General features: G+C 52.4%; 11 protein-coding genes. 7 read left to right on the top strand and 4 right to left on the bottom strand.

Features of this window, described 5'->3' with window-relative positions:
* Position 1 precedes the first annotated feature (1 nt).
* The 3 genes from F608_RS0123115 (at position 2) to F608_RS0123105 (ending at position 1,739) form a co-directional block, all read left to right on the top strand.
* Positions 2-1,012 carry a tetratricopeptide repeat protein gene (locus F608_RS0123115; protein ID WP_022668093.1) on the top strand — a complete coding sequence of 337 codons (1,011 nt, stop codon included), beginning with the start codon at positions 2-4 and terminating at the stop codon, positions 1,010-1,012.
* 75 nt (positions 1,013-1,087) lie between these two features.
* Positions 1,088-1,219 carry a hypothetical protein gene (locus tag F608_RS37210; RefSeq protein WP_022668092.1) on the top strand — a complete coding sequence of 44 codons (132 nt, stop codon included), beginning with the start codon at positions 1,088-1,090 and terminating at the stop codon, positions 1,217-1,219.
* Between the two features lie 214 nt (positions 1,220-1,433).
* Entirely contained in the window at positions 1,434-1,739 is a 306-nt protein-coding gene (locus tag F608_RS0123105; protein ID WP_022668091.1) for a hypothetical protein, read from the top strand.
* A gap of 341 nt (positions 1,740-2,080) precedes the next feature.
* On the opposite strand, the gene gltA is transcribed toward F608_RS0123105, so the two are convergent.
* From gltA to F608_RS0123080, 4 genes are all read right to left on the bottom strand, one after another.
* Positions 2,081-3,484, bottom strand: a complete 1,404-nt coding sequence (gene gltA, locus F608_RS0123100; protein WP_022668090.1) for an NADPH-dependent glutamate synthase — start codon at positions 3,482-3,484, stop codon at positions 2,081-2,083.
* A 41-nt stretch (positions 3,485-3,525) separates the two neighbouring features.
* Positions 3,526-4,353, bottom strand: a complete 828-nt coding sequence (locus F608_RS0123095; RefSeq protein WP_022668089.1) for a sulfide/dihydroorotate dehydrogenase-like FAD/NAD-binding protein — start codon at positions 4,351-4,353, stop codon at positions 3,526-3,528.
* A 203-nt stretch (positions 4,354-4,556) separates the two neighbouring features.
* Positions 4,557-5,807, bottom strand: coding sequence for a mandelate racemase/muconate lactonizing enzyme family protein (locus F608_RS0123090; protein WP_022668088.1), 1,251 nt, complete (start codon positions 5,805-5,807; stop codon positions 4,557-4,559).
* A 209-nt stretch (positions 5,808-6,016) separates the two neighbouring features.
* A complete protein-coding gene (locus F608_RS0123080; RefSeq protein ID WP_022668086.1) occupies positions 6,017-7,954 on the bottom strand; it encodes a phosphoenolpyruvate carboxykinase (GTP) in 1,938 nt (645 codons plus the stop codon).
* Between the two features lie 202 nt (positions 7,955-8,156).
* Here F608_RS0123080 and F608_RS0123075 point away from each other — a divergent pair, with 202 nt between their 5' ends.
* The 4 genes from F608_RS0123075 (at position 8,157) to F608_RS0123055 (ending at position 14,156) form a co-directional block, all read left to right on the top strand.
* On the top strand, positions 8,157-9,059 hold the full coding sequence (locus tag F608_RS0123075; RefSeq protein ID WP_022668085.1) for a PHP domain-containing protein: 903 nt from the start codon (positions 8,157-8,159) through the stop codon (positions 9,057-9,059).
* Positions 9,056-9,511, top strand: a complete 456-nt coding sequence (locus F608_RS0123070) for a pyridoxamine 5'-phosphate oxidase family protein (protein ID WP_022668084.1) — start codon at positions 9,056-9,058, stop codon at positions 9,509-9,511. Before F608_RS0123075 ends, F608_RS0123070 begins: the two co-directional genes overlap by 4 nt.
* 335 nt (positions 9,512-9,846) lie before the next feature.
* Positions 9,847-11,706 carry an AMP-binding protein gene (locus F608_RS33095; protein WP_244154317.1) on the top strand — a complete coding sequence of 620 codons (1,860 nt, stop codon included), beginning with the start codon at positions 9,847-9,849 and terminating at the stop codon, positions 11,704-11,706.
* A 2-nt stretch (positions 11,707-11,708) separates the two neighbouring features.
* Positions 11,709-14,156, top strand: coding sequence for a phosphate acyltransferase (locus F608_RS0123055; RefSeq protein ID WP_022668081.1), 2,448 nt, complete (start codon positions 11,709-11,711; stop codon positions 14,154-14,156).
* Positions 14,157-14,319 lie beyond the last annotated feature (163 nt).

The following is a 14,319-nucleotide window of genomic DNA, read 5'->3' as shown; positions in this document are numbered from 1 at the left end:
TATGACATCCACATCGATCCTGGTGGTCAATGAAAAAGAAGAGGAAAGACAAGAGCTGATCCAGACCCTGAACGAGATCGGGTTTGAAGACCTTCTGCCCGTCCACGGCGGGGGAAATGCCTGGGCATTGCTGAAATCAAAAGAATTTGACTGTGTGATCTCCTCCTATGACATGGAAGAGATGTCCGGGCTTGCCCTGTTAAAGATACTGAGAAGGGAGGACAGCCTGGCAGATCTTCCTTTTTTTCTCACCCATGATGCCTTTACCAAGATCAAAGTGCTCCGGGCCGGCCAGATCGGAGTCACCGGCCTTCTGGTAATCCCCTATGATAAAGACACCCTGGAGAAAAAATTGACCATGGCCATGTGCAAGACCAAGGATCCGGCCATTGTCAAGGCGGAAAAGACCTATGAGCAAGGCCTTGAACTCATTGAGTCCGGGGAATATGAAAAGGCATTGACTGTTTTCAACACCCTGGTCAATCAAAAGGAAAATCCGGAATATTATTTTAACATCGGATATATTAAAACCAATCAAAACCTCCACAGCGAAGCCATTGAGGCCTTTACCATGGCCACCCAGCTGGACCGCCTCTTTATCAGGGCCTATGAAGCCATGGCCCGGGCGTACAAGGCCATGGGAGATGGTAAAAAGGCCGAGGAATGCCTCCATGTGGCGGCTGAAATCTACATGGACACGGATAAACTGGGCTCGGCAGAGGAACTGCTCAACGAGATCCTGGAATCGGGGTCAAACTCCCTGAACGTGTTCAATACTCTGGGGGTGCTCCACCGGAAAAAAGGGGATATCAAGCAGGCCCTGGGCCAATACAAAAAGGCCTTGAAAGTCCATCCGGACGAGCCCTATATCTACTACAATATCGGCCGGCTTTACCTGGACATGAAAGATTCCACAAAGGCCAGATCCTATTTCCAGAAGGCCCTGGACAAGGATCATGGGTTCAAGGAGGCCAAGGAGGTTATCAAGGCCATTGATCTGGGGATTGTATAGGTATGAAGGTGGATGGACTGAAGGTTGAAGGTTTTTAGGAATAACCCAACGGGCTGCAACTGTCCGGGATGTGAGATGAACGCCGATGAAGATAAGGGAAAAAAATCTGCGCGAATCTGCGTCAACTGCGGATACTCTTTTGGTATTCAGGAAGATATAATAGTATCCTGCTTTTCGGAAAATGATCTTGCAAAAGACATAAAGTAAGGATATTCTCCAATAAAATTGTTTCTCTGGTTTCGTTCAAGCTGTCTTCACTTGGTTGGTCATCATCAAAATTTTCAGGATATGCGGTTAACTGTCGAATAATAAGGGATAAGCGGATCCGCAACAACTATTTACCTTATTTTTGGGTAGAAAGAAATGAATGGATTGTCAGATATACAAAAATATGCTGACAAATCAAGGGAAGGAGGTTTCGATGGCAGGATTTGGCTCAGTATTAAATAAGTTAGAAGGATGGGATATAGGCCAATCATTGCCTAAGGATGCTATTTATCCTAATGGCAATCGAAGAAAGGCCCCTCATCTGCATTTACTTGGTACGATAGATAAGCCTAAAGAAGCCCATTTGCATTTTAAAGAAGGTGGTGGCTCGAACAAAACTTACACTATCAGGGGCAAAATAAATGAGCCCCGCACTTGGAAGAATTGGAGCGAGGATTTCAAAGAACAAGTCAACATAGTGGTTGGTTGGTGTAAATTCTATTATGTGACCCTGAATTAGACGTGTGGCCAGTTGCTTTATAGTTAAGGTATCCAATTTATAACCCGCGATACTGTGCTCCGAGGTCTCCACCTGCAATCGTTAACGTTGCATTTTATAATACTTATATTCTGCTTTTCTGAAAAATGGGTTTATAAATAGCATAGCTGTGAGGATATTCTCCAATAAAGAGAACCTCTCTGTCAAAGGGTCTCCAGAGTTATATATCGGGGATCATTATTCTTGGTTCGAAAATGCAAAAATAGAGTGTAGCAATGAACGGCCATAGGCAATAGCCACGGCAATAAAAAACGGGCAGGGAATCCTTGTGGATTCACTGCCCGTTTGGTTTGGTTTTCAGATTACCAACCGATGGTCAGATAGTCGTGCATGGAGTTGGCCGCAGCCCGGCCGGCGCCCATGGCCAGGATTACCGTGGCGGCTCCCGTGACGATGTCGCCGCCGGCCCAGACTCCTTTTTTGGAGGTCTTGCCGGTATTCTCATCGGCAACGATATTTCCCCAGCGGTTCAGGGCCAGGTCCGGGGTGGTGTTGGTCAGCAGGGGATTGGCATTGGAGCCCACGGAGACCACCACCAGATCCGTATCGATCCTGAACTCGGAACCTTCGACGGGAACCGGTCTTCTCCGGCCCGATGCATCCGGCTCACCCAGCTCCATTTTCAGGCATTCCATGCCCGTGAGCCGGCCCTGGTCATCTCCGAAAAACTGGGTGGGATTGGTCAGGAGAACAAATTCTATTTTTTCCTGTTCCGCATGGTGGAGTTCTTCATTCCTTGCCGGCATTTCCTCCCTGGATCTCCGGTATACCACCTTGACGGATTCCGCACCCAGGCGCATGGCTGTCCTGGCCGAGTCCATGGCCACATTGCCGGCCCCAAGGACCACCACGTTCTTGCCCCGGGCAATGGGGGTGTCGTATTCCGGGAACAGATATCCCTTCATGAGGTTGGTCCGGGTCAGGTACTCATTGGCCGAGTAGATGCCGATGAGATTTTCGCCGGGCAGATTCATGAACCTGGGAAGACCTGCACCCACGCCGATATAGGCCGCGTCATACCCTTCCTCAAACAATTCGTCTATGGTGACCGAGGCCCCGACCACGGAATTACATTGGATGTCCGCCCCCATCTTTTCCAGGGTGGCCACTTCCGAGGCAACGATCTCCTTGGGCAGCCTGAACTCGGGGATGCCGTAGACCAGAACCCCGCCCGGTTTGTGAAAGGCTTCAAAGATGGTGACATCGTGTCCCTTGAGCAGCAAATCCCCGGCCACGGTCAGACCCGAGGGGCCCGAACCGATAACCGCTACTTTCTTGCCGGTTTTCTCTGCCACTTCCGGGACGCCGCCCTTGCCGTTCTTCCGCTCATAATCGGCGGCAAACCTTTCCAGATATCCGATGGCAACCGGCTTTCCTTTTTTGCCCACGATACAGCGGCCTTCACATTGCTCTTCCTGGGGACAGACCCTGCCGCATACCGCCGGAAGGGCATTTCTTTCCCAGAGCTTGTTGGCGGCCCCTGAAAAATCGCCCTCGGCAATGCACTTGATAAAATCGGGGATGAGAACGGAAACCGGACACCCTTCCACACAGGCCGGTTTTTTGCACTGGAGGCATCTGGACGCCTCAACCATGGCCATTTCTTCGGTAAGTCCCAGGGGGACTTCTATAAAATTTCTTCTTCTGACATCCGGGTCCTGCTCCGGCATGACGGCCCGGTCTGCTTTTTCTTTCTTGCTTGCCATTTATTCCTCCATATGATCAGCCCCTGGGGGCGTATGCATAATTATTTGCTTTTTTGAAAAGCATCCATACTTGCCTTTTCATCTTCAAGGTAAGATGCCAGCCTCTTGGCCAGTTCGTCAAAATCAACCTTGTGACCGTCAAACTCAGGGCCGTCCACACAGGCGAACTTGGTGGTCCCGCCGACTGAGACCCGGCAGCATCCGCACATGCCCGTGCCGTCCACCATGATGGGATTGAGGCTGACCAGGGTCTTGACCCCCTTTTCCTTGGTAATGAGGCTGCAGAACTTCATCATGGGGATGGGGCCGATGGCCACCACCAGATCGATGTCCCCTTTTTCCAGGACCTCTTTTAACACGTCGGTGACAAATCCGTGGTGACCGTGGGATCCGTCGTCGGTGCAGATATGAAGGTTGGTGGAAGCCTTTGTCATCTGCTCTTCCATGATGAGCAGGTCATAGCTTCTGGCCCCCAGGATGGTGGTGACCTCGTTGCCGGCTTCTTTAAGGGCCCGGGTGATGGGATGGAGTACGGCGATCCCGGTTCCGCCCCCCACGCAGACCACCTTGCCCAGCTTTTCAATATGGGTGGGTGCCCCCAGGGGACCGATCAGGGCAAAGTACTCTTCCCCGACTTTGAGTTCGGCAAACCTTGCCGTGGACTTGCCCACGACCATGTAGATAATGGTGATGGTGCCTTTTTCCGGGTTGGTATCTGCCATAGTCAAGGGAATTCTCTCGCCGGTTTCATCGGCCTGGAGAATTACGAACTGCCCCGGCTTTGCCTTGCGGGATATGCGGGGAGCCTCTATTTCATTCATGACAATGGTCCCCTGGGCCATTTCCTCACGATTGATGATCTTTGTCATTCCTTCCTCCTCATTCAAAAAAATATACTATACAGCTCACAGCTGAAAATCTTTATCCACTTTGCCTTTGCGAATAAAAAAAATAACCATAGTCAGAAAAGGCAATAAAATCAAGAAGAAAAAGATCAGAAAATCAAGGAATTATGTTTACTCCCATGGAACTCTGTTTGACAGGAGTAGAACGGGCCTGATCTTTATCCTTTTCAGGATGATTTCACCCCGTATTTCTTCCTGTTTGAGTTGATCTTCAGGGCCGTGAACAGGCCCTTCTCCTTTATGGTATAGAACATCAGCTTTCTTTTGTTCATTGAAAAAAAGCGGGTTCCGTATTTTCTAAGTCTGGCCCCATCGATTTCAAAACCCAGCCCCGGATCCGGGGAAGGCGTGATCACTCCCCGTTGGTGCATAAAAGGTTTTTTCAGAATGGCGTCCCTTTTTTCCACGGTCCAGGACGGAGGGTTGACGGGATATTCCAGGGGCTTGACCCCGTTAAAGCCCGAGGCCAGAAGAACATTGAGGTTTACGGCAAATCCGATGCCGTTGGTCCAGGTATGGGGGGTGAACTTCAGGCCGTGGGCCCGGCAGTGTTCCGCCACCTCCAGGGCATGGGCAATGCCCCCGGTCATGACGGCATCGGGCTGGAAAATATCGTAACATTTCTGCTCCACCATATACTTGAGCTCGGCCCTTCCGTTGGTCTGGATCTCTCCGCCGGCGACGGGGACCCTGCTGTATCGGGTCAGTTCGGCAAGGCTCTTGTAATCGTCCATGGGAAGGGGCTCTTCCAGCCAGGCAATGCCCATGTCCGCGCAGGCATCGGCAAAGTACCTGGCCCGGGAAAGATCCCAGAGGGGGGCGTCGTTGATGATGGTCACCCGCCAGCCCTGGTTGGCATCCACACCGATGGCCATGCGGTCGCCCACGGCATCCTTCACCGCCCTGACATGCCGGATATCAGTCTCCACATCAAAATCATGGACCCGGATCTTGATGGTCTTGAATCCCTCCCCGAGCCGCTGCTCTGCTTCGTAGACCCTGGAGGTCTCGTTCCTGATCTCCCCTGTGGAGGCATATACCTCCACAGGTCCGGCTCTCCCCCCGAGCAGTTCATACACGGGTTTGTTCTCAAATTTTCCTTTGATATCCCAGAAGGCCGGTTCCATCCAGCCGGCCCGCACCCCCAAATAGGATACCTCCCGGAGACGCTGGAGCATGAGATCAATGTCCGCGGCATCATGGCCGATGAGATAGGGGGCGATGAGATGACCGAGTCCCTGCCTCTCCCGGGCAATGGCCGGGCCGGCTGAAAATCCTTCAATCCCGCTTCGGGTGATGACCCGGACCAGGTCGAAACGATTTTCCCTGAGGGGATACCCCGGAATCCAGGACGGGTAAAAGGGTTTGTCCAGAGGGATCCTGACGTGGTAAAGCTCGATGCAGGCGATTTGCGTCATTTGATATTTCCCCGGGTCAATTTGGCTTGGTTTGTAAGGCCGGATGAATTTCCCATACCCCCCCCCCTACCAGGAAAGCATCAGAAACCCGGTGGAAAATACTCTTTTCACCGCAGCCTTCAAAGCAGATCGGGTTGGGCTGATATTAAATGTATCTTATGTCAAATCCTCTTGTTTTCCCGGATTTTACCGGTTCCACATCAAAGGCCCTATTTCAAATCATCGGGAAGAATAACGGAACCGCACTTTTCCTTCAGGTTTGTTAGATCGGATTTCTGCTCCGCCAGGATCTTGAATAGTCTTTCGGGAATCCCCTCTTCCCTGGCATAGGCTTCTTCCTGGAGTTCGATGCGGCGGATGATATTGTCCGTGTACAGGGAGAACTGCCTGTCGTATAGATCCTTTGGATAATCCTTGTCGATAAGATCTTTGAAAAGGACTTTCAGGTCCTGGTATCCGGGCAGGTTTCCGATGGGGGTGGAAAGGAACTCCACCTCTCCATGGGCATATCTTTCCAGCCAGGCCAGCCATACTTTGACATCCCGTTTTTCCCCCAGAAGTTTGTCCGTATCTCCGCCCCGGGCCCTGTGGGTAAGAAAATAGTTGAGCCCGGCCATGACCGGTTTGTATTCAGAGGCGATATCCCGGGATCCGAAAAAGGCAAACTGGGCCTCCATATAGTCGCCCAGGGCGCCGGGAATAAAGGGGGCATTGGCCCAGGGAGCCCGTTTGACGCCTGAGGCGCCTACCTCTGTGGCGGTTGCGGCAGACACGATACAGGCCCCGATGACCACGCCCCGGTCCGTATCCTTGGCCACCCATACCGGGGGCATAGTGTCGGCATCCCTGCCGCTGTAGGTGAACATCCGGGTCAGGACCCCTTGAGGATTTTCCGCTTCCGGGGAGTAATTGTCCAGGCAGGAGGAGCGCAGGGTACACCTGGAATTGGGGTGGGACAGGGGAACGGGCTTCCCGTTTTTATCTGTTTTCCCTTCAAACCATTCCCCCTGGAAATTGATTCCCCTTTCCGGACGGGGCTCGTTGTTTCCCACCCAGTGGGGAACCTTATTTTCATCGATGAGCACATTGGACCAAATCACCTCATAACCGGGTTTGCGGAGAATCTTCATGAGCAGGGGATCTCCCTCAAGATTCACGTCCTCCACAATACCGAATATACCGGATTCAGGGTTCACACACCGGATGCTTCCATCGTCGGCGATCCACATCTGGGCCAGGTCGTCTCCCACAAAAACATTCCCGGCCATGGCCGTGGTGGTTTTTCCGCATCCGCTGGGGGCGGCTCCCGCACACCAGGTCACCCGGTTTCCCGGGCCGTGGATACCCGTGATAAACATGTGTTCGGAGAGTTCTTTTCCCCGGTTTTCATATACGGCCTTGTCCACGGCAAACCGATGATTTCCCTTTTTAAGAAGCAGGGTATTCCCGGCATAGGTGCATTTAAAACTGTAGGTGGTCTGGTACTGCCTGTCCATGAATACCCGGGCATTGGGCAGGTCCTGGGTCCGGTTCAAACCCTGGGAGTGGATATTGGTGAAAAAATGGCCCTGGCGCTCCACTTCATCCTGGAAAGAGGCGTAGGCGTTTCTATAAAGGAGTTCCGCACTGTGACAGACATAGACGGAACTGGTGATCTCAAGGGCCGGATTGGATACCCGGGACCCGACAGGACCCCTCACATAGAATCCGATCACCATGGTCATCCCCTTCATGATATCCTTCATATTGGACTGGATATCGGCAAGGGCCTTATTCCGGTCCATCCGGTTGGCCAGGGAAGAAACCTGATCCTGGGGATCGGCAATATAATAGGTCCGGTCCACGATTCTTCCCTGTTCCTCGGCCAGATCAAAATGAACGGTATGCCCTTCCATGGCCAGGGGACTTTCTTCTCCCTTGTCCAGGGCAAGCTGCCGGATAAAGTCCCTGTCTTCTTCCGAGCCGGTGTTCACGAAGACTTTGTCCGGGTTGCAGACGAGGACGGCATTGGCAATTCTTTTGAGTACTTCGGGATGGGTGATTTTCAAAATTCGCGAAAGCTGGAAGTCATCCAGTTTTTTTTGTTTAAAAACCTCAATTGCATCTTCAGGGGATTGAATTTTTCCGAGTTCAGTTAAAATATCCATGTCCGTATCCATTGCTTGTTGGGTTATGAAGGCATGCTTTGTAAAAAAAATAATTTTTTCTTACTAACATGTAATCCATAAAAATCAAATGATATCTTGACTTTTTTTCAAAAACCACAATTCTTTTAGGCTATAATCATAGGGAAATCGGAAACCGCCATGTGGTTCGGAAACCCCATCAACAGACAGAGGAATCCCCAACGTGAAAATATATGCAGACTTACACAACCACACCACGGCCTCGGACGGCGATTTCAGTCCGGAACTGCTGGTTAAAAAAGCCGGGGCCTTGGGCTTAAAGGCCCTGGGCATCACCGACCATGACACATTGAAAGGCCTGGCCCCCGGCCTGGCAGCCGGGGAGGCCCAAGGGATCACCGTTGTTCCCGGGGTAGAGGTTTCCATCCGCTTCAAACGGCCCTATTTTACCGGGACCCTGCACCTGCTCTGTTATTTTTCCGGAAAAAGGCTTGGGGACGAAAATTTTGTCAAAACCTTTGAATCCCTTCTGGCAGACGGCAGGGGAGAAGGCCTGGTCCGTGCCAGGATCGACCAGATCAATAAGATCTTCGGTCCCCAGGGGACCTCCCCTCTTCTGGAAAGGGAGATGGAGTTTGAGGATATCTCCGCTTTCAGCTCCAATGCCAGCCGCCGCCACTTTGCCCTCTCCCTGAACCAGCGTTTCGGGATCACGGACAAGCAGATGGTCAATTCCATCATCGGCAATGACAGCCCGGCTTATCTGCCCTCCGGCATTGAACTGGACAAAATCGGCGGATTTATCCGGGCACAGGACCTCACTGCGGTCCTGGCCCACCCGGCCGCCGGCTCCTTTCCCGGTGAAGGCCATTATAAAGAGGTCCTGCCCCCTGTTGAAACCGTTGAAAAAATCCTGCCCGAATTCATTGAAGCCGGTCTCCGGGGGATAGAGGTGAACTACCCGGGCCATGCCCCGGAGCACAGGAAGATCCTTTTGGATTGGGCCGGAACCCACAATTTTTTCATCACAGGAGGATCCGACTGCCACGATGACACGGAACGCCCCCCGGGAGTGGAAGGCATATCAGAACAAGAATTCAAGATCTTTATGGAGAATATCGGATGAGGCGAAGGGAAAAAGAGATAAAGGAAGGTTCGGCCATTGAAGAGATCATCACATCCAGCCGGGTCTTCCGGCTGGCCATGGTTGACGGGAACCGCCCCTATGTGATCCCCTTGAATTTCGGCTACAGGGAGGGAAGCCTCTATTTCCACAGTGCAACCGAAGGCCGGAAAATCGATCTGCTTCAAAAAAATCCCCGTGTCTGTTTTGAATTCGATATCCTGGAAAAGCTGAACAAGAATTCAGAGGCCTGCAAATGGGGGGCCGAGTTTAAAAGCGTCATCGGTGAGGGAAAGGCCGTGATCCTGGACAAGCCGGAAGAAAAAAGAAAGGGCCTGGCCGCCATCATGGCCCAGTACTCAAACCGGACTTTTGAATTCTCCCATGAGAACCTGGAAAAAACCGCCGTCATCCGGATCGATATTGAGAAGATGACCGGGAAGGCTTCGGGGTAAGACAATTAACCGGGGGCTGACCTTTTAAACCGGAGAGATTATCTGCACCTTGTCCCGGCCAGGACCTTCTGCCCAGTCCGGGGCTGAGCTTTCTATTTTCCGCGTCCGGCAAGTGCAGGAGTTCCGTCCTGCCCCCATACACCGGCATATGCAAAATTTTTATCCCTCTGGCACCCGGGAAATGGTATTCTTTGTTTTCCTGTTGACAGAGGTTTTGATGCTGTCCTATCCTGCCCAGGTCGGCATCATTGTATTTTGAACTCCGCGGCCGCACGGCAAAAAAAAGATTGAACGGCTGCTTAAAATTTGGGGATTACGCCATGGGAAATATTGATTTGAAGCAAAAATTACCCGCTAGTCTCAATGAATTTCGTCTTTTAACCAGACAGGCTATTGATCACCGGGAACGATTCTGGGCCGGTCAGGCCAGGCGGCTGAAGTGGCAAAAAGATTTTGCCGCAGTGGTTCAGGAAGATTTTTCCCAGGCCGAGGTGTCCTGGTTTCTTGAAGGCCGGCTCAATCCAACTGAAAATGCCCTTCACAGAATTATTGAGAAGGGAATGGGGGAAAAGTCAGCCCTTACATTTTATCCGGAAGACGGGGCTGCCGAAACCTATACCTTCAGCGCATTAAAGGAAAAGGTGTTAAACCTGGCCGCTGCTTTCAGCCGGGAAGGACTGACACAGGGAGACTGCATTGCCCTGAATCTTCCCAACTGCCCTGAATTTGTTTTCTGCGCCCTGGCTGCGGCCTATCTTGGCGTGACCTACCTGCCCATCGGCTGTCATCTGCCTGCCGCACTTGTGGCGGATGATGTCAGGGCCTCACACTCCAAACTGCTCATCATGGAACATCGTCCCCCCCTAGGGAATGACAAACCCCATGTCGAAACCGTTCATTCCCTGCTAGGATCCCTGGGCATCATTATTGTCGGGGAAAAATTGAAAGGCCTTCCAACCCTGGAGGAATTTGCCGCCCATACCGATTCCAAAGATCCTGAGCCGGCATATCCCAGGGCAAACCACCCGCTGTTCGCCATATATGAAAACCGGCTGGCCGGTAAACCCGTCGGCATCGTATTTGACTCCGGCGGCTTTCTGGTCCAGGCCCACACTTCCTTTGACGCGGTTTTCAATAAAGCATTGAATCAGAACGAGCCGGAAAATATTTTCAATACCCTGGATCCGTCCAAGAGCGTGGGTCAGGCCTACGGGCTTTGGGGCCCCCTGACCAACGGCCTGGGCATTGTCATTGCCGAGGACAACTCCGGGATCCATACCATTGAAACCATATTGGAAGAACAGGGGAATCCTGCAATGCTCTGCCACCCCGGTCTTGTTTCGGACATCAAGAATCAGCTGGACCGGGAACACCTTAAAACCGACAAGAGATTTTCCATCATTGCCTGCTGCGGAGAGTCCCTGCCTCCCCGGCTGATCAAATTTGCAGACGGGGTATTGGTCAAGGCCCCGGAATTCGTGGTGAACATGTGGGTGCAGAACAAATGCGGCACTGCCTTGCTCCACACCTATCCCTCACCGGAGCTGAACCGGCCCGGTTCACTCGGATTCGGCACCCTGGGCGTCGAACCGCTGATCATGAACGATTTTGGTCAGATCTGCAAAACCAATATCAGCGGCAATCTGGTCTTTGCCAGGTCCTGGCCTTCCATGGGAAGGGCCACCTGGGGCGCGGAAACTCATTTTAAGAAAACATGCTTCACCAAATTCCCCAACCACTTCCAGACGTACGACGGGGTCCGTTTTGACAAAGACGGCTTTCACTGGTTCATGGGAAGGCTGGACGATGTGATCAAAGTCAAGGGGCAGACCCTTGGCACCTCCCAAATCGAAGCCATGATCCTGTCTCATCCCGCCATTGAAGAGGCCGTGGTTGTGAGTACGGCTGGAGAATCCGGGGAAGAGCTTGTGGTCTTTGTGGTCACCCGGGAGCCGATTCAGGATGAAGATACGTTTATTACATTGCTGAACACCTATATTACTGAAAAAGTCGGTCATTTTGCCGTGCCTGAAAAAATCGTCATTGCCAGGGAGTTGCCAAGGACTTCCACGGGAAAACTGGTGAGAAGGCTGCTCCGGCGGATTGCATCGGGAGATGCCGGTGCCAATGAAGATACCAGCCATCTGGCCAATGCAGAATCCGTTAAAGATCTGATCAAAAAACATGAGGAGTAAGTGTGGAACTTCGAAACAGAGTCCTTGAAGCAGTCGCTGAAATTGGCAAAACCAGTGTGTCCATGTCTGCTTTTGAACGTCAGCTGGCGGTTTCAAGTGAGGCATGGCTTGCCGAACTCACCGGGTTAATCAAGCAGGACCCCGCGGCATCCGAAGCAGCGCTTTTGAAAAGCGAGCTTGCATCGGTGGTTGACGTTCTGCTCAAAGCCACTGGCTCCCCCCAGATCAACAATATTCTGGGCAACGCCTTGACCCTGATGCTGGAAATGGACAGGATCGGCGGTTCCACAGCCCCTGTAATGTGCCGCCTTCTGGGCAGCCCCCTGGCCGAGGAGGCCCAGGAGGGAAACATGCGTTTTCTTCTGATCAATCCCGGAACGGTATCCACCCGCATCGCCATATACCAGGGCCTGGAACAGATCCACAGATCGGAAATCCATCTTTCCCCGGATGAGGAGGACGGCATTGAATACCGGATTCGCTCCGTTGTCAGTCATCTGGAAGAGATCGGGACCCCCCTGGACTCCCTTGACGGCATTGCCTGCCAGGGCGGTTTTTTACAGCTCATTCCCAGCGGGACCTACCGGGTGGTCCCTGAAATGGTCCGGGACCTGCTGGAATGCCCCCTGCGCCCCCATGCCAGCAATATGGGAATTTCCATGGGGTTAAAACTGGCCCAGCTGGCCGGCAGCCAGAACGATATGCTGCTGACCACAACAGATCCTTTTGTCTGTGATGAACTGGATGTGGTGGACAGGATCACCGGTTTTGTGAAGATCAAGCGGAACGGATCCGGCGGCCATTACCTGAGCCACAAGGCTGTATGGCGGCTGGTGGCCTCCCTGATGAATCAGGATCCCGAACAGGTGGATGCTGTGACCGCCCATGTGGGCGGCGGCACCTCCCTGGCCGCCCACAGAAGGGGCCGGGTCAGCATGCTTATCGATGCCTATTCCGGCCTTCCTTCCACCAGCCGGAGCGGGGCCATTGACATCGACCGGGTCATCAAATCCATCAAAGCCAATGAGTTTTCCATTAAAGACCTTGAGCAGGTCATGACCAATCGCGGCGGCCTGCTTTCCCTTGTGGGGACCAATGACTTCTACGCCATGATCGGGTTTTTAAAACAGGGGGCCACCCCCAGGCAGCGCAAGAAGATCGGCCTGGTTCAGGATTTTCTGGCCAGGAATATTGCCAGCGGCATGCTCCGGCTCACCGCAGACGGGGCCGATGTCAAGGTGATGGTGGTCACCGGGGGCCTTGCCGGGTCCCAGGACATGATGCGCCGGGTCAAGCAGAATATTCGGGGCCGGTATCCCGTGGTGGTCATGCCCGGATATTTCGAGCATGAGGCATTGGCCGCCGGACAGATCCGCGGCTTTTACGAATCCGAGACATTAAAGGACTATGAAACCGAGCGGGACGCCCTGCACAAAAAAAGACAGGCGGAAGACGAGCTCATCGACACCCATATTTTCAAGCGGGAGATCCGGTTCAAGAAAAAAGGCGCCCCCCTGACCTCCATGGACGATATCATTGATGCCGCCTATCTGACGGTCAAGGAAAACTATGCCCCCACCATCGCCATTGTCGGGGCCAATAACGAAGACGCCATCCTGGCCGCCAAGAGGGCCAATGAAGAAGGACAATTCCGTATTGCTAAATTTATGCTTCTGGGCGATTTCCAGGAGATCAATCAGATTGCATATGAGACCGACCTGGTCATCGACAACGATAATTACACCATTGTCGACACGGAAAAGCCCATTGAGGAGGCCATTCGTCTTCTGGACGAGGGCAAGGTCGACATCCTGATGAAAGGCCTGATCCACACCGAGGATATTCTCAGGGGAATCATCAAGTACCTGAAAAAGAGCGGTCAGCTCAAAAAAGGCCAGGTGATGAGCCATACCGCCATTGTGGATATTCCCACCAGAAGCAAGCTTTTGGCCTTTTCCGACGGAGCCCTGAACACCTATCCGGATGAGCAGAAAAGGGTCGCCATTCTTGAAAACGCATTAAAAGTGGTCCACAATCTCAACATTAAAGTCCCGAAGGTGGCTGTAATCTCTGCCGTTGAAAGTGTGAACCAAAGCGTTGACAGTTCCATGGCAGCCGAGCGGATTGCCGCCGGATTTGCCCATCGGGAAGACTGTATCGTGGAAGGCCCCCTGTCCCTGGATGTGGCCATGGATCCGACCATTGCCCAGGAAAAACATTACAACGGCCTGATCAAGGGAAATGCAGATGTGCTGATCCTGCCGGACATCGACGCAGGCAACGTGCTTTGGAAAACCCTTACCACCCAGTCCGGTGCCGCCCTGGCCGGTGTGATCCTCTGCGGAGATATGCCTTTGATCCTCACCTCAAGGGGAGATTCCGCCCGATCCAAACTCGCTTCACTCTCACTGGCAATAAAATTTTACTTTGACCTGAAAAAACCCTCTTAATTAAGGTTTTTTAAAGTTCTTTCCCAAAACAGAGGATATCCATATCCCCCATCCCCTAAGATAAACCAGAGGATTCAACCTGGCTCAATCTAATTCTTGAAAAAAGATAATAAATCCCTGTATAGTCTCTTGGACATCCGATTACACGGTTTTTCAAGAGAGG

The sequence above is a fragment of the Desulfospira joergensenii DSM 10085 genome (assembly GCF_000420085.1).
GTDB lineage: Bacteria > Desulfobacterota > Desulfobacteria > Desulfobacterales > Desulfobacteraceae > Desulfospira > Desulfospira joergensenii.
Note: the sequence above shows the minus strand (reverse complement) of the source record. Positions and strands in the feature narration are given on the sequence as shown.